This window comes from Aeromonas enterica, assembly GCF_054052465.1.
This window is the reverse complement of record NZ_JBSTYL010000023.1, coordinates 1-26,307: the sequence shown is the minus strand read 5'-3', so window position 1 is coordinate 26,307 and position 26,307 is coordinate 1. Positions and strand designations below refer to the sequence as shown.

The 26,307-nt window shown below is 61.9% G+C and carries 23 protein-coding genes; 12 read left to right on the top strand and 11 right to left on the bottom strand.

Features of this window, described 5'->3' with window-relative positions; translation table 11 throughout:
* Positions 1 to 93: 93 nt before the first annotated feature.
* Both relA and rlmD read right to left on the bottom strand, forming a co-directional pair.
* Complete coding sequence (gene relA / locus ACW5XD_RS19240) at positions 94 to 2,304, bottom strand: GTP diphosphokinase (RefSeq protein WP_456496267.1); 2,211 nt, start codon at positions 2,302 to 2,304, stop codon at positions 94 to 96.
* 270 nt (positions 2,305 to 2,574) lie between these two features.
* Positions 2,575 to 3,897: a 23S rRNA (uracil(1939)-C(5))-methyltransferase RlmD gene (rlmD, locus tag ACW5XD_RS19235; RefSeq protein ID WP_456496266.1), complete on the bottom strand. Its 1,323-nt coding sequence runs from the start codon at positions 3,895 to 3,897 to the stop codon at positions 2,575 to 2,577.
* A 230-nt stretch (positions 3,898 to 4,127) separates the two neighbouring features.
* Between rlmD and barA the strand changes: the two genes are divergently transcribed.
* The 3 genes from barA (at position 4,128) to ACW5XD_RS19220 (ending at position 8,380) form a co-directional block, all read left to right on the top strand.
* On the top strand, positions 4,128 to 6,839 hold the full coding sequence (gene barA / locus ACW5XD_RS19230) for a two-component sensor histidine kinase BarA (RefSeq protein WP_456496265.1): 2,712 nt from the start codon (positions 4,128 to 4,130) through the stop codon (positions 6,837 to 6,839).
* A gap of 131 nt (positions 6,840 to 6,970) precedes the next feature.
* Positions 6,971 to 7,450 (top strand): YehS family protein, encoded by a 480-nt coding sequence (locus tag ACW5XD_RS19225; RefSeq protein ID WP_005318863.1) that lies wholly within the window; start codon positions 6,971 to 6,973, stop codon positions 7,448 to 7,450.
* A 3-nt stretch (positions 7,451 to 7,453) separates the two neighbouring features.
* On the top strand, positions 7,454 to 8,380 hold the full coding sequence (locus tag ACW5XD_RS19220) for an N-acetylmuramoyl-L-alanine amidase (protein ID WP_456496264.1): 927 nt from the start codon (positions 7,454 to 7,456) through the stop codon (positions 8,378 to 8,380).
* Positions 8,381 to 8,449: 69 nt separating this feature from the next.
* On the opposite strand, the gene ACW5XD_RS19215 is transcribed toward ACW5XD_RS19220, so the two are convergent.
* A complete protein-coding gene (locus ACW5XD_RS19215; protein ID WP_456496263.1) occupies positions 8,450 to 9,247 on the bottom strand; it encodes a DeoR family transcriptional regulator in 798 nt (265 codons plus the stop codon).
* Between the two features lie 272 nt (positions 9,248 to 9,519).
* Here ACW5XD_RS19215 and kbaZ point away from each other — a divergent pair, with 272 nt between their 5' ends.
* The 9 genes from kbaZ to ACW5XD_RS19170 all read left to right on the top strand — a co-directional run bounded on the left by kbaZ (position 9,520) and on the right by ACW5XD_RS19170 (position 18,717).
* On the top strand, positions 9,520 to 10,833 hold the full coding sequence (gene kbaZ, locus ACW5XD_RS19210; RefSeq protein WP_456496262.1) for a tagatose-bisphosphate aldolase subunit KbaZ: 1,314 nt from the start codon (positions 9,520 to 9,522) through the stop codon (positions 10,831 to 10,833).
* Positions 10,834 to 10,845: 12 nt separating this feature from the next.
* Positions 10,846 to 12,015, top strand: coding sequence for an SIS domain-containing protein (locus ACW5XD_RS19205; RefSeq protein WP_456496261.1), 1,170 nt, complete (start codon positions 10,846 to 10,848; stop codon positions 12,013 to 12,015).
* Positions 12,015 to 12,488 (top strand): PTS N-acetylgalactosamine transporter subunit IIB, encoded by a 474-nt coding sequence (gene agaV, locus ACW5XD_RS19200; RefSeq protein ID WP_456496260.1) that lies wholly within the window; start codon positions 12,015 to 12,017, stop codon positions 12,486 to 12,488. The genes ACW5XD_RS19205 and agaV overlap by 1 nt, the downstream gene beginning before the upstream one ends.
* Positions 12,489 to 12,503: 15 nt before the next feature.
* Complete coding sequence (agaW, locus tag ACW5XD_RS19195; protein WP_456496259.1) at positions 12,504 to 13,280, top strand: PTS N-acetylgalactosamine transporter subunit IIC; 777 nt, start codon at positions 12,504 to 12,506, stop codon at positions 13,278 to 13,280.
* Positions 13,270 to 14,148, top strand: coding sequence for a PTS N-acetylgalactosamine transporter subunit IID (gene agaE, locus ACW5XD_RS19190; RefSeq protein ID WP_456496258.1), 879 nt, complete (start codon positions 13,270 to 13,272; stop codon positions 14,146 to 14,148). Before agaW ends, agaE begins: the two co-directional genes overlap by 11 nt.
* 48 nt (positions 14,149 to 14,196) lie before the next feature.
* Complete coding sequence (gene agaF / locus ACW5XD_RS19185; RefSeq protein WP_456496257.1) at positions 14,197 to 14,631, top strand: PTS galactosamine/N-acetylgalactosamine transporter subunit IIA; 435 nt, start codon at positions 14,197 to 14,199, stop codon at positions 14,629 to 14,631.
* A complete protein-coding gene (gene nagA / locus ACW5XD_RS19180; RefSeq protein WP_456496256.1) occupies positions 14,632 to 15,831 on the top strand; it encodes an N-acetylglucosamine-6-phosphate deacetylase in 1,200 nt (399 codons plus the stop codon).
* Entirely contained in the window at positions 15,822 to 16,676 is an 855-nt protein-coding gene (locus tag ACW5XD_RS19175; RefSeq protein ID WP_456496255.1) for a tagatose bisphosphate family class II aldolase, read from the top strand. Before nagA ends, ACW5XD_RS19175 begins: the two co-directional genes overlap by 10 nt.
* Before the next feature lie 124 nt (positions 16,677 to 16,800).
* On the top strand, positions 16,801 to 18,717 hold the full coding sequence (locus ACW5XD_RS19170; RefSeq protein ID WP_456496254.1) for an enterotoxin: 1,917 nt from the start codon (positions 16,801 to 16,803) through the stop codon (positions 18,715 to 18,717).
* Between the two features lie 86 nt (positions 18,718 to 18,803).
* Here the strand turns inward: ACW5XD_RS19170 and pdxJ are convergent, their stop codons facing one another.
* The 8 genes from pdxJ to ACW5XD_RS19130 all read right to left on the bottom strand — a co-directional run.
* Positions 18,804 to 19,541 carry a pyridoxine 5'-phosphate synthase gene (gene pdxJ / locus ACW5XD_RS19165; RefSeq protein WP_456496253.1) on the bottom strand — a complete coding sequence of 246 codons (738 nt, stop codon included), beginning with the start codon at positions 19,539 to 19,541 and terminating at the stop codon, positions 18,804 to 18,806.
* A gap of 73 nt (positions 19,542 to 19,614) precedes the next feature.
* The gene (gene recO / locus ACW5XD_RS19160; protein ID WP_042872706.1) at positions 19,615 to 20,322 is read right to left on the bottom strand and encodes a DNA repair protein RecO; all 708 of its coding nucleotides are present in this window, start codon (positions 20,320 to 20,322) and stop codon (positions 19,615 to 19,617) included.
* Positions 20,323 to 21,222: a GTPase Era gene (gene era / locus ACW5XD_RS19155; RefSeq protein WP_042033774.1), complete on the bottom strand. Its 900-nt coding sequence runs from the start codon at positions 21,220 to 21,222 to the stop codon at positions 20,323 to 20,325.
* A 58-nt stretch (positions 21,223 to 21,280) separates the two neighbouring features.
* Entirely contained in the window at positions 21,281 to 21,952 is a 672-nt protein-coding gene (gene rnc, locus ACW5XD_RS19150) for a ribonuclease III (RefSeq protein WP_456496252.1), read from the bottom strand.
* Positions 21,953 to 22,876 (bottom strand): signal peptidase I, encoded by a 924-nt coding sequence (gene lepB, locus ACW5XD_RS19145; RefSeq protein WP_456496251.1) that lies wholly within the window; start codon positions 22,874 to 22,876, stop codon positions 21,953 to 21,955. It abuts the gene before it with no gap.
* A 3-nt stretch (positions 22,877 to 22,879) separates the two neighbouring features.
* Positions 22,880 to 24,673, bottom strand: a complete 1,794-nt coding sequence (gene lepA / locus ACW5XD_RS19140; protein WP_456496250.1) for a translation elongation factor 4 — start codon at positions 24,671 to 24,673, stop codon at positions 22,880 to 22,882.
* Positions 24,674 to 24,791: 118 nt separating this feature from the next.
* Positions 24,792 to 25,253 (bottom strand): SoxR reducing system RseC family protein, encoded by a 462-nt coding sequence (locus ACW5XD_RS19135; RefSeq protein ID WP_288033478.1) that lies wholly within the window; start codon positions 25,251 to 25,253, stop codon positions 24,792 to 24,794.
* Positions 25,254 to 25,346: 93 nt separating this feature from the next.
* Positions 25,347 to 26,307, bottom strand: a 961-nt coding sequence (locus ACW5XD_RS19130; protein WP_456496249.1) for a MucB/RseB C-terminal domain-containing protein, incomplete at its 5' end; no start/stop codon positions are given.

Here is a 26,307-nt window from a genome sequence, read left to right as displayed (position 1 = left end):
TCGTAACGTTGGGACATGGGAGATTCGCTTTCAGGTCGTTCAAACAGGGGAAAAGCGACCGGCCACCCAGGGCCGGTCACTTTTTATCGGGTATCAGAGGCGCTTGGCGCTGATCACGTCGTTGAGCTGACTGAGCTTGGCCAACGCCCGGTTAAAGGCATTGATGTTGTAAATCTCCAGCTCCATGTCGATCTCGGCGGTCTGCTCGCGCACGTTGGAGCGCGAACGCACCCCCATCACGTTGATCTTCTCGTTGGCCAGCACTGTAGTGATGTCCCGCAGCAGACCCGAGCGATCGTTGGAGAGGATGCGTATGGTGAGGCCATAACCACCCGAGTAGTTCTCCCCCCACACGGCATCGATCAGTCGCTCCGGGTTGCGACGGGAGAGCTCCTTGAGCTGCTCGCAATCATCCCGGTGGATGGACACCCCGCGCCCCATGGTGATGAAGCCCTGAATGGTGTCGCCCGGAATGGGCTGGCAGCAGCGGGCGATGTGGGTCATCAGATTGCCGACCCCTTCCACCACGATGTGATCCTTGGGCTTGGGCCGGAACGGGGTATTGGCCTTCTGCTCCAGTTTTTCCAGCACACGGCGATCTTCTTCCTCCGCCGTCGGCTTGTTGTAACGGGTGTCCAAGTAGTTGAGCAGCTGATTGATGCGGATGTCGCCGCTGCCGATACCGGCCAGCAGATCTTCCAGCTCCTCGGCGTGGAAACGCTCGAGCACCACTTTGTCCACCTTGGAGAGGGTCAGGTTGTGCCTGTCCAGCTCCTTCTCCAGCAGCTCCTTACCGGCGGCGATGTTCTTGTCCCGATCCAGCTTTCTGAACCAGGTGGCCACCTTGGCCCGCGCCCGACTGGAGCGCAGGAAGCCGGAGTTGGGGTTCATCCAGTCGCGGCTCGGGTTCGGCTCCTTCTGGGTGATCACTTCCACCTGGTCGCCGGTCTGCAGCGCATAGGTGAAGGGCACTATGCGACCGTCAATCTTGGCGCCGATGCAGCGGTGGCCGATCATGCTGTGCACGTGATAGGCGAAGTCGAGCGGGGTGGCCCCCGCCGGCAGATCAATGACATCCCCTTTCGGGGTGAACACATAGACCCTGTCCTCGAACACCTGACTGCGCAGATCCTCGAGCAGGGATCCGCTCTCGGAGAGATCCTCCTGCCAAGCGAGCAGCTTGCGCAGCCACTCGATCTTGTCTTCGAAATTGTTGGCCTTGTTGGCGGCCTGGGCCCCTTCCTTGTAACGCCAGTGAGCAGCCACGCCCAGCTCGGCGTCCTGATGCATCTGGTCGGTACGGATCTGGATCTCCACCGTCTTGCCCTCGGGCCCCACCACCACGGTGTGGATCGACTGGTAGCCGTTGGGTTTGGGGTTGGCGACATAGTCGTCAAATTCGCGGGGAATATGGTGGAAATGGGTATGGACTATGCCGAGCGCCGCATAGCAATCCTGCAGCCGCTTGGTCACCACCCGCACAGCACGCACGTCGAACAACTCGTTGAATTCGAGGTGCTTCTTCTGCATCTTGCGCCAGATGCTGTAGATGTGTTTCGGGCGCCCGTAGACCTCGGCCTCGACCCCCGCCTCTTTCAGCGCATCGCGCAGGGACTGTACGAACTCACGAATGTAGCGCTCCCGGTCGAGGCGCTTCTCATCGAGCTGTTTGGCAATCTGCTTGTAGGTGTCCGGGTGCAGGTAACGGAAGGCGAGATCTTCCAGCTCCCATTTGAGCTGTCCTATGCCGAGCCGGTTGGCGAGCGGCGCATAGATGTTGGTGATCTCCTGGGCCATCAGCACCCGGGTCTCTTCATCCGCCTTCTTGGCCTCACGCAGGCAGGCGATACGCTCCGCCAGTTTGATGACCACGGCACGCACATCCTCGACCATGGCGAGCAGCATGCGCCGCACGTTGTCGACCTGCTCCGGCGAGGTTTCGCTGCGGTGCAGGGTCTGCAAGGAGCGGATGGCTTCCATCTCCAGTACCCCTTCCACCAGCTTGGCGATCTTGGGACCGAAGTCTTCGTCCATCCGCTCCTGGCTGATGAGGCCGGCTTCGACGAAGGGGTAGATGATGGCGGCCTTGAGGGTGCCGAGATCCATGCTGAGCATCAGCAGGATGCCCGCCATCTCGACGCCACGCACCAGCAGGCGGTTGGTGAGCGCCTCGTCACCGAGCGTCAGACAATACTGGTAGACGGTTCGCAACTGATCCTTGTCACTGTCACTCAGGGTGAGCGAGCTGACCCACTCTTCCAGGGTGAAGTTGTCTTTCAAATGAATATCGCGAACCGCAACCATGGTATCAATCCTTTAAATTATTGGGCCGAAAGCTGCCGCTTCCTCCCCCTCACCTGATGAGACTGCCTCAAATGGGGATATGCGGAGATTTTTTCAAGGCATATTGTCAAGAAAGACAATAGAGTTCTCCGCCAGGCCCTGCCGATTTACGAGGGGCTAGATTACCCCAATCATGCCCGCTCAAACAGCCTGATGGACGCCAGATATACCGGAATAAAGGCACCTCTCCGGCCCCCAAACACATCAGACCAGGGGGCTGAATTACTCCGTTCATTCACGCTCAAACAGGGCCATGGACTCCAGATGGCCGGTGTGAGGGAACATGTCGAGCATTCCCAGGCGTACCAGTCGGTAGCCCCCCTTCACCAGCACCCGACTGTCACGGGCCAGGGTGACCGGGTTACAGGAAACGTAGACCACTCGCTGGGGTGAAAGTTTCACGACGTGACCCATCACCTCCAGCGCGCCGGGGCGGGCCGGATCCAGCAGCACCAGATCGAACCCTTCCCGTGCCCAGGACATGCCGACTATGTCACCGCTCAAGTCCGCTTTGTAGAAACGGGCGTTGTCGATGCCGTTGCGGCGGGCGTTCTCCTCGGCGCGGGCCACCATGGCCAGCTCCCCTTCCACTCCCACCACTTCACGGGCCTGGCGGGCCAGTGGCAGGGTGAAGTTGCCGATGCCGCAGAACAGATCCAGCACCTTGTCATCCTTGCTAGCCCCGAGCCACGTCAGCGCCTGGGCCACCATGCTCTGATTGATGGGACCATTGACCTGAATGAAGTCACCGGGAGCGAATGCAAGAGACAGGCCATCCAGTGAGTAGGATGGCTGGAATACTTGGTGCAGCGGCTCGATGCGTTCATCGGCAGCCTGCAGATAGAGGTCTATCCCCTGCGCCTGCGCAAATGCCACCAGCAGGGCACGATCCGCCTCGTTGGGGCGACCGGTGTGGCGCAGCAGCATCATGATCCCCTGCTCTGCCTGGATCAGCTCCGCATGGCCCAGCTCACGCTGGCTCTTGAGACGATTGAGGCACTCGCGCAGCGGTGCGATAAGCGCAGAGAGCGGCTCGGCCAGCACGGGGCAACCTTCAATCTCCACCAGGTCATTGGACTGGCGACGACGAAAACCGACCCGGGTGCAGCGGCCATTCTTGTCAAACTTGATGGCCAGCCGGCAAACCCGGCGGTAGGCGCGAGACGCCCCTGTCAGCACAGGCTCCAGCGCTGGCGCCTTGATCTTCCCCAGCCGCTCGAACAGGCTGACCAGCCCGGCCTCTTTGGCTGCCTGCTGATCCGCCTCGCCGAGGTGCTGGGCATTGCAACCGCCGCACTCGCGATAGTGACTGCAGAAGGGGGCGATGCGATTGGCCGCCGGGGTCACCACCTGTTGCAAGGCGGCGTGGGCATACTGCTTCTTGTCTTCGAGGATGCGGGCCTTGACCTGCTCACCGGGCAGCGCCCCTTCAATGAAGATCGCCTTGCCCTGATGACGGCCGATACCGACGCAGTGGTGATCCAGACTGTCTACCGTAAATTCAATACGTTGGGGCTGGGTGGATTTCTTTTGGGGCTTGAAAAACTGGGCCATAAAACTTGGTGCCTATAGGTGGCTATGTCATGATTGTGGAATCTGCAGCAGGCTATTGTCCCACAAGAATAATAGTATGACCAAATCCGGCCTGCGGGCCCGCCCACTGTCGTTGACCCTCTTGCCTACCCTGCTTTTCGGGGGACTATCCGCATGACCAAATCCGGCCTGCGCGCTCATGCCGTGTCATTGACAATCTTGCCCCCCCTGATGATCGGGGGACCATTCGCATGACCAAGTACGGCCTTCGAGCCCGTGTGCTGGCCTTTACCATATTGCCGACCCTGATCATTGGCGGCCTGATGGCTGGCTATTTTACCTTCCACCGCTACCAGCAGCTGGAAAACAACCTGATCGATCAGGGCATCAACATCATAGAGCCGCTGGCCATCGCCAGTGAATACGGCATGACCCAGCACAGCCGGGAATCGCTCAAGCGGCTGATTGGCCTGACCCACCGCAAGAACTCGCCGCTCATCAAGTCCATCGCCGTCTTCACCCAGGACAACCAGCTGTTCGTGACGTCCAACTATCACAGAGACTTCACCCGGCTGCGGCTGCCTGATGGCAGCCAGATCCCCGAGCTGACCAGCGTCACCCTGTACGGTGACGACATCATATTGCGCACCCCGATCCAGGCCGAAACCAGCATGGATGGCTTCCCGCTGCCCAGTGACGTGGAACCGCCCATGATTGGCTACATCTCCATGCAGATGACCACGGACAGGGCCATGATCCTGCAGTATCGCGACACCTTCTTCGCGGTACTCATCGTGCTCATCGGCATTGCCTTCAGCACCCTGTTTGGCTTTCGCCTGGTAAAAAGCGTGACCCAGCCCATCACCGACATGGTGCAGGCCGTGCACAAGATCAGGGAGGGGCGGCTCGATACCCGGGTCAGCGGCCAGCTCACAGGCGAGCTGGACATGCTGAAAAACGGCATCAACGCCATGGCCAAGGCGCTCTCGGAATACCATGAGGAGATGCAGCAGAACATCGATCAGGCCACCTCGGATCTGCGGGAAACCCTGGAGCAGATCGAGATCCAGAACGTCGAGCTCGACATGGCCAAGAAGCGGGCGCAGGAGGCGGCACGGGTCAAATCCGAGTTCCTTGCCAACATGTCCCACGAGCTGCGCACTCCGCTCAACGGCGTCATCGGCTTTACCCGCCAGTTGCTCAAGACGGCGTTGACCCCGAGCCAGACCGACTACATGCAAACCATAGAGAAGTCGGCACGCAACCTGCTCGGCATCATCAACGACATCCTCGACTTCTCCAAACTGGAGGCGGGCAAGCTGCAGCTGGAAAATATCCCGTTCAGCCTGCGCGACACCCTCAACGAGACCATGCACCTGCTCGGTCCCAGCGCCCACGACAAGCAACTCGAACTCTCACTGCAGGTGGATTCAGAGGTGCCGGACTACCTCACCGGCGACCCCATGCGTCTGCAGCAGGTGCTGACCAACCTCACCGGCAACGCCATCAAGTTCACCGAGCGCGGCAACGTGGATGTGCGCATCGAGCAGACCGGCGGCGGCAACGGCAACAAGGTGCGGCTCAACGTGCTGATCCGCGATACCGGCATCGGCATCTCGGAAGAGCAACAACGCCAGCTGTTCCAGGCCTTCAACCAGGCCGACTCCTCCATCTCGCGCCGCTATGGCGGCACGGGCCTCGGCCTCGTCATCACCCAGAAGCTGGTACAGCAGATGGGGGGCCAGATCCGCTTCGAATCCGAGCTGGGCAAGGGCTCCGTCTTCTCCTTCAGTCTGGACATGGACATCTCTCCCCTGCCCCAGACCGACAAGCTGCCGCTGGATCGCATCCAGGGCAAGCGAGTCTGGCTGCTGGAGCCGGATCCCTTCAGCCACTCCTCCCTCTGCGCCCTGCTGGCGGAGTGGCAGCTGGATGTGCAGTCGCTCGCCATCGACACCATCTGGCCCGAAATGAGCAACCAGGACATGGTGATCATCGGCAGCAGCACACTGCACACACCGCAGCAGGTGATCGCCCGCCTCGACGGGCTGGACGGCCAGCAGAACACCATAGTGCTGCTCAGCAGCCACGAGCCCTCGCTCTATGACGCCATGCTGGCCCATGGCGCCCAGCACTGCCTCTCCAAGCCCACCAACCACCGCAAGCTGCTGCACGCCCTGCTCTCCCCCGAGGCAGCCAAGAGCGCGCCGCTGCCCGCCCCCTCCCCGCGCAGCGTGCAGGCTATCAAGGTGCTGGCGGTGGACGACAACGCGGCCAACCTCAAGCTGATCGCCGCCATGCTCAAGGAGATGGTGAGCCAGGTGGTGGTGTGCAAGAACGGCAAGGAGGCGGTCAGACTGGCTCAGAGCCAGCCATTCGACATCATTTTCATGGATATACAAATGCCGATCATGGATGGCATCAGCGCCACCCAGGCGATCCGCAGCCAGTCCCTCAACACAGAGACGCCCATAGTCGCGGTCACCGCCCACGCCATTCCCGGCGAGCGGGAGCGGCTGATCCGCCAGGGGATGGATGACTATCTGGCCAAGCCCATCGACGAGAGCATGCTGGCCCAGCTCATCACCGACTTCGCCCATAGACGCCACCAGAACCACGCGGATCAGCAGATAGACTGGTCCCTGGCGGTGCGCCAGGCCGCCGGCAAGCTGGATCTCGCCAAAGAGATGCTGACCATGCTGATGGCCAGTTTCGACGAAGTGGATCCTGTGCTGGAGGCGGCCCTCGCCGGTCAGGTAGAGGATGCCGAGGTACTGGCCCAGCTGCATCGCCTCAACGGCGGCTGCGCCTATTCCGGGGTGCCCGGCCTGCAACGGCTGCTCTCCCAGCTGGAACAACAGCTGCGAGACGGGGTGCCGGTCAACGAGCTGGAACCTGAATTGCTGGAGTTGCAAGATGCGATGGAGCAGGTGCGTCAGGAGGCCCCACGCTACCTCGTCTGAATGAGCGGGAGGCAGGGCTGCCCGCCCTTGGCAGCAGCCCCTTGCACCCTTTTCCTGACAGGGCCCGCCCCGCTTTTTCTGACGCGGGGCGCGCCAGATGGTAAAGTTGCGCCGTTTCTACAGGAGTCAACATGACCAACAACGATATTCTGCGCCGTCTGCGCTACGCCCTCACCATCAGCAATGACCAGATGGTCGAGATGTTTGCCAAGGGCAACCTGACGGTCACTCACGCCCAGCTGCACAGCTGGCTGATGAAAGAAGCCGCCGAAGGGGAAGAGCAGGAGGCTGGCTATGTCGCCTGCCCCGATGCGGCCCTGAGCCAGTTCCTCGACGGCTTCATCATAGCGCGCCGCGGTGTGCGGGAAGATGCCCCGGCCCAGGTGATCCCGAACCGGATCAACAACAACATGATACTGCGCAAGCTGCGCATCGGCCTGAACTACAAAGAAGAGGACATGCTCGGCACCCTCAAGCTCGCCGACTTCAACCTCTCCAAGTCCGAACTGAGTGCCCTGTTCCGCTCCAAGGATCACAAGCACTATCAGGATTGCGGGGATCAGATTCTGCGCAACTTCCTCATCGGCCTCACCGCCAAGTACCGCGCCTGAGTCATGGGCCGGCGTTTCCGCTCACTGTCAGCCCGCCTCTCGCTGGCCAGTGGGCGGCGCTGGCCGTCGCGTCTTCCCGATCCGGGCGCGAACAGGGCCAGGTGGCTGCGGTTATGGCCACTCTGCCTCATACTGCTGCTGAGCGCCTGCCAGCCTGCCCCCTATCAGCTCTCTTCCCGTTACCCCAGCGCCAACCAGAATGAACGCATCGCCTTCCTGATCCTGCACTACACGGATGAGGACGACGCCCGCTCCCTGCGCCTGCTGACCGAACCGGCCCACCAGGTAAGCGCCCACTACCTGATCCCCCGCGACACCGACCAGACGCCACTGCCCGTCTACCAGCTGGTGCCCGACAGCCAGCGCGCCTGGCATGCGGGCCGCAGTCGCTGGCACCAGTATGCGGGGCTCAACGCCAGCTCCCTCGGCATCGAAATCGTCAATCTGGGCTATCCGCCGGAAGATGAGTTGCTACCCGCCCACCAGCGACGCTGGCAGCCTTACACCCGGACGCAGATCGCCGCCATCGGTGCCCTCACTCAGGAACTGGTGCTGCGCTATCAAATACCGCCAACCCAGGTGCTGGGCCACAGCGACGTCGCTCCCGAGCGCAAGCAGGATCCCGGCCCCCACTTCCCCTGGCGCGAGCTGGCCCTGCGCTACGGGGTGGGAGCCTGGCCCGACGAGGCCAGAGTCACGGCCCTGCGCCAACAGCCAGCCCCTGCCTGGGATACCCTCGCCTGGCAACAAAAATTGGCCCGTTACGGCTATGGAGTCGCCCCAAGCGGCATCTGGGATGAGCAGAGCCGCGCCGCCCTGCGCGCCTTTCAGCTCCATTTCCGCCCCGCTCTGGTCAGCGGCGAGCCCGATGAACAGAGCCAGGCCATCCTCACCGCCCTGCTGGAACGTTACTTCCCCGAGCCGGGCTGAGCATCTCTCCTGCCAACGAAAGAGGGACGCCATGGCGTCCCTCTTTCTCACCCCCTTTACCAGCCCGGCTCAAGCCGGCACCAACAGCACCTCTATCCCCGCCTGGCGCAGCCCGACCAGGGTCTCGGCCGCAATGGCGTCATCCGTGATCAGGGTGTGGATCCGCCGGGTGTCGACTATCTTGTGCAGGCTCAACCGACCAAACTTGCTGGAATCCGTTACCACTATGATGCGCTCGGCCACGTGGCACATGCAGCGGTTGAGGCGCGCCTCATCCTCATGATGGGTGCTGACGCCGCGCTCCAGATCGATGCCATCCACCCCGAGGAACAGCAGATCAAAGTGGTAGTTCTGCAGGGACAGATCCGCCTGGGCACCGTAGAAAGAGAGCGACTTGCGGCGCAAGTGCCCCCCCGTCATCAGCAGTTCTACCCCTTCCGCCTCCAGCAGGGCATTGGCCACGTTCATGCCGTTGGTCATCACCACTATCTCCTGGTGCTCGCGCAGGTGACGCGCCACCTCCAGAGTGGTGGTCCCCGAGTCGAGAATGAGCCGACTCCCCGCCTGCACCAGGCTCGCCGCCATGGCACCGATACGCTGCTTGACCGGGGTATTGAGCACGCTCTTGTCGGCTATGGTGCGCTCGGGCACCGCCTGATTCGGTTCACACAAGAGGGCCCCGCCATAGGCGCGTACCGCCACCCCCTGCTTCTCCAGAAACGCCAGATCGTTGCGAATGGTGACGGTGGATACCTGATAGTGACTGGCCAGCTCGTTGACCTGGACGCTGCCATTGCTGCGCAGTTGCTGAATGATGCGTTCCCGCCGCTCGCTGGTGCCGAGCATGCTTTTTTCGGTTGTTTGCATAGTCTCTCTGCCGGAGTGCTGTGGTGAAAACCTGGGCTTTCACTTCGTTACGTTTACCTATTAACACCCAGCCTTTATGCCAAATCAAGCTTTCATTGGTTTAAAAAGCCTCACAAGACTCTTCCAAAACGTCAAAAACCTTTCGATTCATTTCTTTTTGTGATCTTGCTCAAGATGTGAGCACGCTTTTGTTTCGTTTAAGGGGCGTGGCGCCTAGGGTAAAGAAAGACATCGAAAGACTGAAGTCGCATTCAGCCATGAGGAAGAGGGAAATGAAATCAATGCTGGCACTGATCGCACGACACAAGCAGGGGGAACCGGTCGGGATCCATGCCGTCTGCTCTGCCCACCCGCTGGTGCTGGAGGCCGCCCTGCGGCTGGCGGCACAAGGAGATGATCTGCTGCTGGTCGAGGCCACCTCCAATCAGGTGGATCAATTCGGCGGCTATACCGGCATGACGCCGGTGGATTTTCGAGATCGTCTGCACCGGCTCGCTGCCGAGTGCCACTTCCCCCAGCAGCGGCTGGTATTGGGAGGCGATCACCTGGGCCCCAACCGCTGGCAGGGGGAGCCGGCCGAGCAGGCCATGGAACACGCCGAGGTGCTGATCGCCAGTTATGTCGCCGCCGGCTTCAAGAAGATCCACCTCGATTGCAGCATGTCCTGTCTGGGGGATCCTGTGCCGCTCCCCGATGAACTGGTCGCCGAGCGGGCCGCCCGGCTGGCCCTGATCGCCGAGCAGACCTGCCAGGCCGAGTTTGGCTGCTGCGATCTGGTCTATGTGATAGGCACAGAGGTGCCGGTGCCGGGCGGTGCCCATGAGACGCTGGCCGAGCTGGCCGTGACCACACCGGAAGCCGCCCGCCATACCTTGAACACCCATCAGCAGGCCTTTGCCAACGTTGGGCTCGACGCCATCTGGCCCAGGGTGATCGGTCTGGTGGTGCAACCCGGGGTGGAGTTCGATCACACCCACGTCATCGACTATCGATCCGACAAGGCCGCCCCCCTCAGCCGGATGATCGAAGCCTATCCCCATCTGGTGTTCGAGGCGCACTCCACCGACTACCAGACCCCGGACGCCTACTGCCAGCTGGTGCGCGATCACTTCGCCATCCTCAAGGTTGGCCCGGCCCTCACCTTCGCCCTGCGCGAAGCGCTGTTCGCCCTCGCCGCCATCGAGGAGGAGCTGGTGGTCGCCCGTGCCTGCTCGGGCCTGCGCCAGGTGCTGGAGGAGACCATGCTGGATCGTCCCGACTTCTGGCGCAGCCACTATCAGGGCAATGCCAACGAGTGCCGGCTGGCCCGCAGTTACAGCTATTCCGACCGCATTCGCTACTACTGGCCCGACAGCCGGGTTGACGACTGCTACGCCCGGCTGCTCGCCAACCTGGCCGCCGAACCCATTCCCCTGCCGCTGCTCAGCCAGCATCTGCCACTGCAATACCGCAAGGTGCGCCAGGGCACGCTGTCGGCCCAGGCACACGACCTCATTCTCGATCAGGTGCAGGAGGTGCTGCGCCAATACGCCCATGCCTGTGGCACCACCCCCGCCAGTCATTCCCGGCTCACCCCGGTTACATAAGGAGTTGTAGAGATGATCCTCGGTTATCCAGAAGAGACACTGCGTTCGGCCAACGGCTTGGCCACCGCCCGCGAAATCCGGCAGCAACCCGCCGCCTGGCGGGAGACCCTTGCCATGGTGGAGGAGTGCCGCGCCACCATAGAGCGCTTCCTGCTGCCCCTGCTGTCCCGGAGCAACCTGCGGGTGATCCTGACCGGCGCCGGCACCTCCGCCTTTGCCGGCCGGGCCCTGGCGCCCTACCTCAGTGCCCGCCTCAACGGCCGCTTCGAGGCGATCGCCACCACCGACATAGTCACAGACCCTGGCGATTACCTGGCACAGGACTGCCCGACTCTGCTCATCTCCTTCGCCCGCTCCGGCAACAGCCCGGAGAGCGTGGCCGCGGTCGAGCTGGCCAGCCAGCTGCTGAGCGAGTGCCACCACCTGGTGCTCACCTGCAACGACGAGGGGGAACTCTATCGTCGCTGCCAGAAGGATGCCCGCTCCCTGGCGCTGCTGATGCCGCCCCAGACCCACGACCGCAGCTTCGCCATGACCAGCAGCCTGACCAGCATGATGCTGAGCTGCCTGGCGGTGTTCCTGCCACGCCAGTTCAATCCCGCCGCCAGCCAGCCGCTCATCGCCCTAGGGGAAGCCATTCTGCCCCAGGCCGAACTGAGCGTGCCCGAGTGGAATCAACCGCTGCCGGAGCGGGTCATCTACCTCGGCAGCGGCAGCCTGCAGGGAGTGGCCCAAGAGGCCGCGCTCAAGCTGCTTGAACTCACCTCGGGTCAGCTGATGGCCATGTACGACTCCCCCACAGGTTTTCGCCACGGGCCCAAGTCGGCCATCAACCGCCAGACCCTGATAGTGCTGATGATCTCCAACGATCCCTACACCCGCCAGTACGATCTGGACCTGCTCGGCGAGCTGCGCCAGGAGGGCCACGCAGCCCGGATCGTCGCCCTGGCCGATCGGCCGAATCCGCTCATCACCGCCGGTGAACACATCTATCTGCCCACCCCCCTCAACGGCGACGATGCCGAGCTGGCGTTCTGCTACCTGCTCTATGCCCAGTACTACGCCTTCCACACGGCGCTGGTGCTGGGCATCACCCCGGACAACCCCTGCCCGAGCGGCCGGGTCAACCGGGTCGTGCAGGGGGTCAACATCTATCCGTTCAACCAGCAAGGAGGCGTCTGATGCCGAACATAGTGCTGAGCCGTATCGACGAGCGCCTGATCCACGGTCAGGTCGGGGTGCAATGGGTCGGGTTTGCCAGCGCCAACCTGGTGTTGGTAGCCAATGACGAGGTGGCGGAAGACCCCATCCAGCAGAACCTGATGGAGATGGTGCTGGCGGAGGGTATCGCGGTGCGCTTCTGGCCGCTGCAGAAGGTGATCGACAACATAGGCAAGGCCGCCGAACGCCAGAAAATATTGCTGGTGTGCAAGAGTCCGGCGGACTTTTGCACCCTGGTGGAAGGGGGAGTGCCCATCCCCCGCATCAACGTCGGCAACATGCACTACGCCGACGGCAAGCGTCAGATCCACAAGACGGTATCGGTGGACGAGACGGACATAGCGGCGTTTCGCACCCTGCAGGACGCCCACGTCGAGTGCTTTGTCCAGGGAGTGCCGACCGAACCGGCACAGGACATTTTCAACCTGATCTGATTAAGGACAATTGTGATGGAAATCAGTTTATTGCAAGGGCTCTTGCTGGGCATGCTGGCGTTCTTCGCCGGGCTTGACCTGTTCAACGGCCTGACTCACTTCCACCGGCCCGTGGTACTGGGTCCGCTGGTGGGCCTGATCCTCGGCGACCTGCCCACCGGCATACTGGTGGGCGGCACCCTGGAGCTGGTCTGGATGGGACTGGCGCCGCTGGCGGGGGCGCAACCGCCCAACGTCATCATAGGCACCATAGTCGGTGCCACCTTCGCCATCACCACCGGGGTCAAGCCGGATGTGGCGGTCGGGGTCGCAGTCCCGTTCGCGGTCGCGGTCCAGATGGGGATCACCTTCCTCTTCTCGGTGATGTCGGGGGTCATGTCCCGCTGTGATCGTATGGCGGAGGCAGGCGATACCCGTGGCATAGAGCGGGTCAACTACCTGGCCCTGCTGGCACTCGGCACCTTCTACTTCCTGTGCGCCTTCCTGCCCACCTACTTCGGGGCCGAACACGCCAAGACCGCCATCGACGTGCTGCCCGCCCGCCTCATCGACGGCCTCGGGGTCGCCGGTGGCATCATGCCCGCCATCGGCTTCGCCGTGCTGCTCAAGATCATGATGAAGAACGTCTACATCCCCTACTTCATCCTCGGTTTCGTTGCCGCCGCCTGGCTCAAGCTGCCGGTGCTGGCCATAGCCGCGGCCGCCCTGGCCATGGCTCTGATCGATTTCATGCGCAAGGACCCGGCGCCACAAACCCGCCCCATCCAGGAGGAAACTGAAGATGGCATCTAACAACACCGCCACCCGGCTGACCCAGGCGGCCGAGCCGCAACCGACCCGCACCGTCTCCGACGACGTCTACGAAGATCAGCACCTCGGGGCCGAGCTGACCCGCCAGGACATCAACCGCTTCGCCTGGCGCTCCCTGCTGCTGCAGGCCTCCTTCAACTACGAGCGGATGCAGGCCTCCGGCTGGCTCTACGGCCTGCTGCCGGCGCTGCAGAAGATCCACACCAACCCCAAGGATCTCTCCCGGGCCATGAAGGGGCACATGGGCTTCTTCAACACCCACCCTTTCCTGGTCACTTTCGTGATGGGCATAGTGCTGGCGATGGAGCGATCCAAGCAGAACGTCAACAGCATACAGAGCACCAAGATCGCGGTCGGTGCGCCGCTCGGCGGGATTGGCGATGCCATGTTCTGGCTCACCCTGCTGCCCATCTGCGGCGGGATCGGCGCCGATCTGGCGCTGCAGGGCTCCATCATGGGCGCAGTGTTCTTCTTCCTGCTGTTCAATGTGGTGCACTTCGGCCTGCGCTTCGGGCTGGCGCACTACGCCTACCGCATGGGGGTCGCCGCCATTCCGCTCATCAAGGCCAACACCCGCAAGGTGGGCCATGCCGCCTCCATCGTCGGCATGACGGTGATCGGCGCCCTGGTCGCCACCTATGTGCGGCTCGGCACCACCCTGGAGATCACCGCCGGTGATGCCGTGGTGAAGCTGCAGGCGGACGTGCTCGACAAGCTGATGCCGGCCTTCCTGCCGCTGCTCTACACCCTGGCCATGTATGCGCTGATCCGCCGCGGCTGGAGTCCGCTGCGCCTCATCATCATCACGGTCGCGCTCGGTATCGTCGGCAAGTTTGCAGGCTTCCTCTAATCCGGTGCCGGCGACAGGCCGGCCCCCTTTGCTGTAAAGGAACACCTTATGTTGGGCATCATCATTTGCGGTCATGGCGGCTTCGCCAGCGGCATGGAGCAGGCCATGAACCAGATCCTCGGCGAGCAGGAGGCGGTGGTCGCCATCGATTTTCCGGAATCCTCAACCACGGCCTTGCTGCAGAGCCAGTGCGAGGCAGCGCTGGCGCGGGTCGACCGTGGCGACGGCGTGGTCTTTCTGACCGATCTGCTGGGTGGCACCCCGTTTCGGGTCGCCTCCACCCTGGCGCTGCGCCAGCCAGACCGGGAAGTCGTGACTGGCACCAATCTGCAGCTGCTGCTGGAGATGGTGATGGATCGCGGCGAGCTGACCCCGTCCCAGTTTCGCGAGCAGGCTCTCTGCTGTGGCCATCGCGGCCTCACCAGCCTGGTGGACGAGCTGGCGCGCGAGCGGGCCGAATCGCGGGTCGAGGAGGGTATCTAGATGGCAACACGGATCCGGGCCCGTCGCCTGCTGACCGAGCAGGGTTGGCTGGAACATCAAGCACTTACCCATGAAGGTGGCATCATCACCGCCATCGCCCCCATCCCGGCCGACGATCCGGTGCGGGAGGTCGAGTTGCTGGTGCCCGCCCTCATCGATGGCCACGTGCACGGTGGGGCCGGCGTCGACGTGATGGACGAGGAGGCCGGCGTGCTGGCCCGGCTTTCCCTCGCCAAGGCGGCGGAAGGGGTCGGTGCCTTGCTCGCCACCACTGTCACGGCACCGCTACCCGCCATCACGCGCGCCCTGAGCCGGGTCGCCGATGCAATGGAGAGCGGCATGCCGGGCGCCCAGCTGCTCGGCAGCTATCTGGAGGGTCCCTACTTCACCCCCGACAACAAGGGCGCCCATGACCCGGCCCTGTTCCGGGAGCTGGACCTGGCGGAGCTGACACAGTTGCAGCGCCAGGCGCGCGGCACCCTGAAGGTCGTCGCCCTCGCCCCCGAGAAGGCCAACGCCCTGGCGGCCATCTGCCACCTCAAGGCGGCCGGCATCCGGGTGATGCTGGGTCACTCCGCCGCCGACCACGACACCACACAGGCGGCACTGACGGCCGGTGCGACCGGTCTGGTGCACTGTTTCAACGGCATGCGCGGACTGCACCACAGGGAACCTGGCATGGTCGGTGCCGGCCTGGTGCATCCCACCGCCTGGCTGGAGCTCATCGCCGATGGCCACCACGTCCATCCGACCGTACTCAAGCTGTGCCATTGTTGCGCCGGGGATCGCCTGCTGCTCATCACGGATGCCATGCGCGCCGCCGGCATGCCGGACGGCCACTACCTGCTCGGTGACTACCGGGTGGAGATGAAGGACGGGGTGGTGCGCACCGCTACCGGCGGCCTGGCAGGCAGCACCCTCACCCTGCTCGGGGCGGTGCGCAACATGGTGCAGCTGGCCGGCGTGCCGCTGGAGGAGGCCATCCACATGGCTTCGCTGGCACCGGCCCGGATGCTGGGGATGGAACATCGCCTCGGCTCGCTGGCCGTTGGCAAGCAGGCCAACCTGCTCGCCCTCACTCCGGCCCTCTACCAGCAACATATCTGGGTCGCCGGCAGGGAGATAACTCCCGCCAGCGCCCCCGCCTCTTTCTCTGAACCCGACGCCACCCAAGGCGCCAAGGAGTCCTCATGTATCTGATCTCGTCCCACGAAATGCTTAAAGATGCCCAACGCCGCGGCTACGCGGTACCGGCCTTCAACATCCACAACCTGGAAACCGTCGAGGTGGTGGCCCGCACCGCCGCCCAGCTGAGCTCCCCCGTCATCCTGGCCGCCACGCCGGGTACCTATCGCCATGCCGGGGTCGAATACCTGGTCTCCATCTGCGCCTCGGCGGCCCACCAGTACCGCATACCGCTGGTGCTGCACCTGGACCACCACGAGGATGAACAGGATATCCACTTCAAGGTCGAATCCGGCATCCACTCCGCCATGATCGACGCATCCCACCTGCCATTCGAGGAGAACGTCGCCAAGGTGCGGCGGGTCGTCACCTTCTGCCACCGCATGGGGGCGAGCGTGGAGGCCGAGCTGGGCCAGCTCGGCGGACAGGAGGATGACCTGATAGTGGACGCCGCCAACGCCCATCTGACCGATCCGGACAAGGCGGCCGAGTTCGTGGCGCGCACCGGCATCGACTCCCTCGCCGTGGCTATCGGCACGGCCCACGGTCTCTACAAAGAGGAGCCGCGCCTCGATTTCGATCGCCTCGCCGCCATCCGGGACAGGGTCTCCATTCCGCTGGTGCTGCACGGCGCCTCCGGCATTCCCGATCGGGACGTGCGCCGCTGCATCGCGCTCGGGGTGTGCAAGGTCAACGTGGCCACCGAGCTGAAGATCGCCTTCTCCGACGCCATGAAGGCCTTCCTCGCCACCCACCCGGATGCCAGCGATCCGCGCCAGTATCTGGTGCCCGCCATGGCCGCCATGGAGGAAGTTGTCGCCGCCAAGATCCGCATGTGCATGAGCGACGGCAAGCTGTAACCGGCCAGCGGGCTCGCCCGCCTGGTGCGCCCGCACCACATCCCGCACATCCGCCAGCCTCAGGAGGACGCCAAGCCCCATCACCCCAGTCACACCGCCATTCATCATCGATACGGAGATAAATATGAACGCACGTACCGCCATGACGCTGCTGGTCCTGCTGACCTTGCCCGCCCTCGCCCGGACCGAGGTGATGTCGCTGCAGGGCAACCAGTACCAGATCAGCGTCAAAACGGATGCCGGAAAACTCCAGGAGATCACCTTCACCAACACGGCGAACGGGGATGTCATACGCTCGAATACCCTGTTCGATATCAAGGGGCTGGATGACAGGCTGACCTCGTCGGCCGACTTCACTGTAAATGCGTTTGCCAAAGAGCAGGACCACATTGACATCGCACTGAGCAACGCCGACTTCCTGATCAAGAGCGAGATCCGGCTGGCCAAAGACAAGCGCTACGCCAGCATCGACTTCTCCCTCGACACCCTCAAGAATGGCAAACGGATCAACGGCTTCTCCATGCTGCCGTTCCACTCTCAAGCACCCTTTGTCTACGGCACCATCAACAGCTCGCCCATCGTCAGCGACAGCTTCTTCATCACGCCGCAGAATCCGCTGGTCAACACCCGTGCCTACGAGGGGGGAGTCAGCCAGCTGATCCCACTCACGCTGCCGCTGGAGCAGGGCAAGCCGCTCACCTATCGCACCTATGTCGGCACCTTCGGCGAGGGCCAGCTCAGACGTGACTTCAACGAGTTCATCAACGATGCCCGTGACAGACCCTACGCCCCCTATCTGCACTACAACTCCTGGCTCGACATCGGCTTCTTCAACCCCTACACGGAAGCCGACGCCCTGACCCGTATCAAGCAGTTTGGCGAGGCACTGGTCGCCCGGCGCGGCGTGACCATGAGCGGCTTCCTGTTTGACGATGGCTGGGACGATCGACTGGGCAACTGGGGTTTCAGCAAGGACTTCCCCGACGGCTTTCGCAAGCTCAAAACTGCGGCCGGGCAGTATCATGCCCAACTCGGCATCTGGCTCTCCCCCTGGGGCGGCTACAACAAGCCGAGGGATGAGCGGGTTTCCCATGCCGCCGAATTCGGCTACGAGCTGAGCGATGGCAAGTTCGCCCTCTCAGGCCCCGTCTACTACAAAAATTTCCACCAGAAGGTGATGTCGCTCATCCAGGAGCAGGGCGTCACCCACTTCAAGTTCGATGGCACAGGCAACGCCAACAAGCAGATCAAGGGCAGCCAGTTCACCAGTGACTTCGATGCCGCCATCCAGCTGATCTCGGATGCCCGCGCCGCCAATAATGAGGTTTTCATCAACCTGACCACGGGCACCACGGCCTCTCCCGCCTGGCTCTTCTTCGCCGACTCCATCTGGCGCGGCGGCGATGACATCAACTTCTATGGCCCTGGATCCAAAGTACAACAGTGGATCACCTACCGGGATGCGGAGACCTACCGCTCCATCGTCAAGCAAGGCCCGCTGTTTCCGCTCAACTCCCTGATGCTGCACGGGCTTGTCTATGCCAAGCAGGCCAAACATCTGGATCAGCAGTCGCCACAAGATTTTGCCGATCAGGCCTGGAGCTACTTCGCCACCGGCACCCAGTTGCAGGAGCTCTACATCACCCCGGATCTGCTGAGCGGCGAGAACTGGGATCTGCTGGCCAAGGCGGCGCTCTGGTCGCAGCAGAACCAGGCAGTGCTGTTTGACAGCCACTGGATAGGTGGCGACCCCACCCTGCTGGCCGTCTATGGCTGGGCGGCGTGGAGCCCAGCAAAGTCTTTCATTACCCTGCGTAACCCTTCGAGCCAGCCTCAACAGTTCTTCCTGGAACCGACTCGCCAGCTTGAAGTGCCCACCACAGAGGCGAAAGGCTTTAATATCAAGCCACTATATGGCGACAACAAAACCGTGCCGACTTCAATCAGCGATGGGATGGTCATCAAGCTGGCGCCACTGGAGCTTATCACCCTGGAACTGACCCCGACTGGAGCCAAGCCAGCCGCAGCGGAAAAATCCTGAGTCTGGATGAGGTGCTGCATAACAAAAAGGGACGCCATAGCGTCCCTTTTATTCGTCTCGCGGTGCTGTGCTATACCGCCGGGCTGTCAGATCCCCTGACGGGCTTCCTGCATCAGCAGGCGCATGTCGCTGACCGCCTTGGCCAGGCCGTCGAAGGCGGCGCGGCCTATGATGGCGTGACCGATGTTGAGCTCATAGAGCTCGGGGATGGCGGCGATGGCCTTGACGTTGTGATAGTGCAGGCCGTGGCCGGCATTGACCTTCAAACCTTTGCCGGCGGCATAGGAGGCGCCAGCGGCAATGCGTTTGAACTCGGCGTTGCGCTCGGTATTCGTGGTGGCATCGGCGTAGCGGCCGGTGTGGATCTCGATAAAGGGGGCACCACTCTCGACCGCCGCGTCAATCTGGTGCGGGTCGGCGTCGATAAACAGCGATACCTGAGCGCCGACGGCCGAGAGGCGCGTCACCGCATCGGTAATTTTGTCGAGCTGACCGGCTACGTCCAGGCCACCCTCGGTGGTCACCTCGGTGCGCTTCTCCGGCACCAGGCAGACGAAGTGAGGCTTGATGCGACAGGCGATGCCGATCATCTCCTCGGTCACCGCCATCTCCAGGTTCATTCTGGTCTGTATGGTCTGGCGCAGCACCTCGACATCACGATCCATGATGTGGCGACGGTCTTCCCGCAGGTGGATGGTAATGCCATCGGCACCGGCCTGTTCGGCCACGAAGGCGGCCTGTACCGGATCCGGATACTGGGTGCCACGGGCATTGCGCAGGGTGGCGATATGATCGATGTTCACACCCAGATAGATTTCGCTCATTGATGACTCCTTGAAACACTTCATCTGTTAACTGTGCAGCTGCCACCTTGGCGCCAGCGCGGATATCCATATGTCACTGTGTGCTGGCTTTGCGCTTTAAGAACAGCTCCCGGCTCTTCAACTGCCGCTTGCCCAGATAGGGTTGCAGCGCCAGCCGGCTGAAACGCTTGGCCGCCTGCAGCAAGGGAGGGGTATCGAATCGCCCCTCGGCGAAGGCCAGCAAGTGGGCACCGAGGAACAGGGTACGGGGATCCGGCGCCCGCTCGCAAGCGACAAAGCCCAATTCGCGCTCGAAGCCGTAGAGCAGCTCGGGCTGGATCGCAGACTCGTCATCGGCGGCGTACTCGAAGTCCACCGCATAGCCAAGCGCCTGCAACAGCAGGAATTCGAAGCGACGCAGCGGCAGCTCGGGCGTCTCGCCATCCGCCAGCGCCATCAGGGCACGGGCATAGGCGTCGAACACCTCGGGAAAGGGGGTATGGGCTTCCAGCAGGTAGTAGACCAGTTCGTTGAGGTAGAGGCCGTAGAAGAGGCGATCGCCACCGAGTCGCAATGAGTGATCCGGACATTCGACCTGGGCGAGATTCTTGAGATCCCCCTTGCCGCGCCAGCTGATGGTGAGCAAGGAAAAAGGTTGAAGCAGCCCCTTCAGAGGGGAGCGTGGCCCGCGAGAACCGCGAGCCACCAGGGTAAATCGGCCACTATCCTGGGTAAACACCTCGACCAGCTGACTGGTCTCCCGATAGGGCCGACTGTGGATGACGAAGGCTGGACTCAGCAATCAGTCATCGCCATAGCCGAGACTGCGCAGAGCGCGCTCGTCATCGGCCCAGCCCGCCTTGACCTTGACCCACAGCTCAAGGAACACCTTGTTCTGGAACAGGCGTTCCATGTCGATGCGTGCCTCTGTGCCTATGGTCTTGATCTTCTCACCCTTATTGCCGATGACCATCTTCTTCTGGCCATCGCGCTCCACCAGGATCAGGGCGTTGATGTGATAGATGCCACTCTCTTCCACCTTGAAGCGCTCGATCTCCACGGTCACGGAGTAAGGCAGCTCCTCACCGGTGAAACGCATCAGCTTCTCGCGGATGATCTCGGAGGCCATGAAGCGGGAAGAGCGGTCGGTCACGTAATCTTCCGGGAAGAAGAAGTTGTTCTCCGGCAGCAGATCCTTGGACCACTCGCGGATCTTCTCCACGTTGGTGCCCTTCTCGGCGCTGATGGGCAGGATATGGGAGAACTTCATCTGCTGGCCCAGCCACTCCAGGTGGGGCAGCAGGTCTTCCTTGTCCTTGACGTTGTCGATCTTGTTGACCGCCAGCACCACGGGACAGGGCAGATGGCGCAACTTGCCGAGCACCATCTCGTCATCCTTGGTCCAGTGAGTGCCGTCGACCACGAACACCACCATGGCCACATCCCCCAGCGAACTGGTGGCGGCGCGGTTCATCAGGCGGTTGATGGCCCGCTTCTCTTCGATGTGCAGACCCGGGGTATCCACATAGATGGTCTGATGGTTCTCCTCGGTGTCGATCCCCAGGATCCGGTGACGGGTGGTCTGGGGTTTCTTCGAGGTGATGCTGACCTTCTGGCCGAGCAGCTTGTTGAGCAGGGTGGACTTGCCCACGTTGGGGCGGCCCACGATGGCGACAAAGCCGCAGTAAGTCGTATCTGTCATGACAGTTTTTCCAATGCCTGTTGTGTTGAAAGACCGCGGCCTCTTGCATCAATAGCAGTCATAACAGTCTTTCCAATGCTTGCTGCGCCGCAGCCTGTTCGGCCTTGCGACGACTGGTGCCGACCCCGACCAGCGGACCATCCAGGCCTTCCACGTCGCACTGGACGGTGAACTCCTGGTTGTGGGCCTCGCCCTTGACGTTGGTCACTGTGTAGGTCGGCAGGGATTTACGGCTTCCCTGCAAAATTTCTTGCAGGCGGGTCTTGGGATCCTTCTGCTCTATGCCAGGGCGGATCTCGTCCAGACGGCTGGCATACCAGCTCAGCAGCAGCACCCGCACCGCCTCAAGATCAGTATCCAGATAGACGGCGCCAATCACCGCCTCGACCGTGTCGGCCAGAATGGATTCACGGCGAAAACCGCCGCTCTTGAGTTCGCCGGGCCCGAGGATCAGGTGATCCCCGAGGTCAAACTCCCGGCCCAGTTCGGCCAGGGTCTTCTCGCGCACCAGGGTGGCGCGCATCCGGCTGAGGTCCCCTTCCGCCGCTTGCGGGAAGCGGTGGAACAGAGCATCGGCAATCACCAGACTCAAAATGGAGTCTCCCAAAAATTCCAGCCGCTCATTGTGACGGGAACCGGCGCTACGGTGAGTCAGCGCCCGGGTCAACAATTCCTGATCGTGAAAGACATGCCCGAGACGGGACTGCAGTCTGTTCATTTTGATATTCATTTACTTGATTCCGCCAATGCGGTTGAAGCGCACACCTGTCGGTACCCAACTTGGCAGCAGGGAGCCTTCTTCGCGCTCGAATTCAAAACTTATCCAGATGGCGACCGCCTTGCCGACCAGGTTCTGTTCGGGCACAAAGCCCCAGAAACGGCTGTCGGTACTGTTGTCACGGTTATCACCCATCACGAAGTACTGACCTTCCGGCACCACCCACTCGTCGGGGTAGGTGCCGGGCTGGCGATAATAACGGCCGACCATATCGGGCATCAGCGGGTTGCGAAGGGTCTCGTGAGACACCTCGCCCAGCTGCTCGGTATAGCGGTCAAGCGGGATCCCCATCTGGGTAAATTCACCCCTTTGTTCAAACTTGACGTCGAGCTTCTGGAAGCCCGGGCACGTTTTCCCTTCCTGCTCCTCGCACTTGGGCCGGATCATCAGCTCCTTGTTGCGATAGATGACCCGATCACCCGGCATGCCGACCACTCGCTTGATGTAGTCCACCCGGGTATCCAGCGGATACTTGAACACCACCACATCGCCGCGTTTGGGTTCGCCAGTCTCGAGGAACTTGGTGTTGGTCACCGGATCCTTGAGGCCATAGGCAAACTTCTGCACCAGGATGAAGTCGCCCACCAGCAGGGTGGGCATCATGGAGCCAGACGGGATCTGGAACGGTTCAAAGATGAACGAACGCAGAATAAGCACGAGCGTGATGACCGGGAAGACCCCGGCGGTCTGTTCGATCCAGACCGGCATGGGGGCAACCTTGGCCAGGGTTTTCTCATCCAGATGAGCGCCGCCATGGGCACGAGCCACGGCAATCTTGGCGGCCCGCTGCTTGGACCAGATCAGCTTGTCCAGACACCAGATAACACCGGTGATCGCGCAGACCACCACCAGGATCAGGGAAAACGTGCTTGCCATCGATTAATCCTTTCCTACATGGAGAATTGCGAGGAACGCCTCCTGCGGCACGTCGACACGGCCCAGAGACTTCATCCGCTTCTTGCCTTCTTTCTGCTTGTTCAGCAGCTTCTTCTTCCGGCTCACGTCACCACCGTAGCACTTGGCGGTCACGTCCTTGCGCAGCGCCTTGACGGTGCTGCGGGCGATAATCTGGTTGCCGATGGAGGCCTGAATGGCGATATCAAACATCTGGCGCGGGATCAGCTCACGCATCTTCTCCACCACCTGGCGACCGCGATACTGAGCGTTCTCCTTGTGGGTGATGATGGCCAGCGCATCGACGCGCTCACCGTTGATCATGATGTCCAGACGGACCATGTCAGAGGTTTCGAAGCGCTTGAAGCCGTAATCCAGCGAGGCATAACCACGGCTGGTGGATTTCAGGCGATCGAAGAAATCGAGCACCACTTCCGCCATCGGGATTTCATAGGTCAGCGCCACCTGCTTGCCGTGATAAACCATGTTGGTCTGCACGCCACGCTTCTCGATACAGAGGGTGATCACGTTGCCCATGTACTCCTGCGGCAGCAGGATATGACACTCGGCAATCGGCTCACGCATCTCTTTGATATTGTTGACCGCAGGCATCGCCGCCGGACTATCAATATGGATGGTGGAGCCGTCATTGAGTTCAATTTCATACACCACGGTCGGCGCCGTGGTGATCAGATCCAGATCGTACTCACGCTCCAGACGCTCCTGGATGATCTCCATGTGCAGCATCCCGAGGAAGCCGCAACGGAAGCCGAAACCCAGCGCCGTAGAGCTTTCCGGTTCGAAGAACAGGGAGGCGTCGTTGAGGGAGAGCTTGTCGAGCGCGTCACGGAACGACTCGTAATCATCGCTGGAGATGGGGAACAGACCGGCATACACCTGCGGCTTCACCTTCTTGAAACCGGCCAGCGCCTTGTCGGCACCGTTTTTGGCCTGCGTCAGGGTATCGCCCACAGGCGCACCGTGGATGTCCTTGATGCCGCAGACAACCCAACCTACCTCGCCACAGCCCAGCCCCATGGTATCTACCTGTTTTGGTGTGAAGATACCGATACGATCGACACCCCACACCTGGCCGGTGCTCATCACCTTGATCTTGTCGTTCTTCTTCAGCGAACCGTTCTTGACCCGCACCAGAGAGACAACGCCCAGATAGGAGTCGAACCAGGAGTCGATGATCAACGCCTGCAACGGGGCATCCGGATCACCTTCCGGTGCAGGAATGCGTGCAACGATCTCTTCCAGCACCAGATCGACACCGAGGCCGGTCTTGGCGGAGCAGCGTACCGCGTCCATCGCATCGATCCCGACGATGTCTTCGATCTCCTCGGCAACCCGCTCGGGTTCTGCGGCCGGCAGGTCAATCTTGTTCAGCACCGGCACCACTTCCAACTCCATTTCCATGGCGGTGTAGCAGTTGGCCAGAGTCTGTGCCTCAACCCCCTGGCCGGCATCTACCACCAGCAGCGCCCCTTCACAGGCCGCCAATGAGCGGGAGACCTCGTAGGAGAAATCCACGTGGCCCGGGGTGTCGATAAAGTTCAGCTGGTAGGTGTTACCGTCTTGTGCCTGGTAGTTCAGGGTCACACTCTGTGCTTTGATGGTAATGCCGCGCTCGCGCTCCAGGTCCATGGAGTCAAGCACCTGAGCCTGCATCTCGCGGGAGGACAGGCCGCCGCAAGTCTGGATCAGACGGTCCGACAGGGTCGATTTACCGTGGTCGATGTGCGCAATAATCGAAAAGTTACGAATGTGTTTCATCGAGCAAGAATCACTCAAAATTAGGTTAGGGCCGGATATGGAGGCAGGATTTTACTGGATAACCCGGTCGACGGCCAATCTTTAGTCGACGGAGCACCAGAAATACAGGCCTGCACGGTCAGGAGAGGTTGCGGGTATGGAGTACCACACCCAGCATGCGAGGGCCATATGCCCCCTGATCGAGTCGAGTGGAAAAGTAACGAACCAGTGAAAATCCGACCAGGCCCCCCAACAGGCAGCTGAGGATGGTGATCCCCTCCCCGCCCGCCAACAAGGGTGCCAACCAGAGCTGACCAAGCAGGGCGCCCGCCAGCAAACAGAACAGCGGCAACACATAAACCAGGGCCGCGCCCCGCAGGATGCTCGCCTGGGGAATGCCGAGCCTAACTTGCTGGCCGACGCTCACCTCGGCGGTAAGGGCAACCCGCAGCCGTTGCTGCTTCATCGGAAACGCCTTGGCAACCGTGCCGGTACCGCAATTGGACTGTTGATGACAACCGCTGCAGGCGGAGCGCCGTTCACACTCCACCCAGGCATGTTGTCCATCAATGGCCACCACGGTCGCCAGCTCTTCGCTCATTTTACTCACAAGACGCTTCCACAATAACGAGGGACAGATTGACTCAATCTGAACATGACTGCCCCGCTTGAGCAAGCGGGAGTGCAAACACGATTATTGCACAGTCTCATTGCGGGCCAGGGGCTGCACCGACTCGGCGATGCGCTTTGCCGTTTCGGCCGGGACTTCTCCCACGACAGTGATCTCGACCCCCACGTCATTGACGTAGCTCACCAGCGAGGTCGCCCCCTGGCGGATCAACTGCTGGCGCACCGCCGGCTTGGGATCGACCCTGGCCACATAAACGGAGAGATCCACCAGACCATCGGAGAGCATCATGTAATCCACCGGCAAGCTGGTAGTCACCAGCTGGTGCCTGTCCTGTGACAATACCTTGAAACCATCCGGCAACCAGGTGAGGCGCCAGTTCAGCGTCTGCTGCGGCGCTGGATAGGCATCCTCCAGTGCCAGCGCCTGGGGCAGCTTGCTGCCAGCCAACTTCACCAGCCAGGGCGCGGGGGTGCTCAGCCTGTCCAGATCCACACCCAGCACCTGCTCGACCAGGTTGCCTTCCCGATCCACCATATCCACCCGCAGCAACAAGCGGCTCTGCTCATCGATCCAGAGTACGAAGCCATACTTGTCCGCCTCCTTGGGCACCAGCCTGACCACCTGCGCCACCAGACCGGCTACCCGGCTGCGACCGGCCAGTACGGGATCATAACTTTCCAGTACCCGGGGCAGCGGCATTCTCACCAAGGTCGCCCAGACCCCCGGGAAACGGGCGCCCTTGAGGGTGTAGGGTTCGTGGGTATTTTCGAAGAAGGTGAACTCGTCCTGGCGCTGCAGGTACTCGATGGTCTTGCCGTCGAGGTAGCTCAGGTGAGCCACCTCCTTGCCATCGATCACCCCATGGCTGAAACGTATGGGTTCGAGACGCCCCTGATGGGCCTTGACCATGGATAATTCGAAATTCTGTTGCGAGACGGCACTCTGCATCTGCTGCAACAAGGCCTGGGGGGGGGGGGGGGGGGGGGGGGGGGGGGGGGGGGAGCAGCACGGGGGGGGGCGCGCC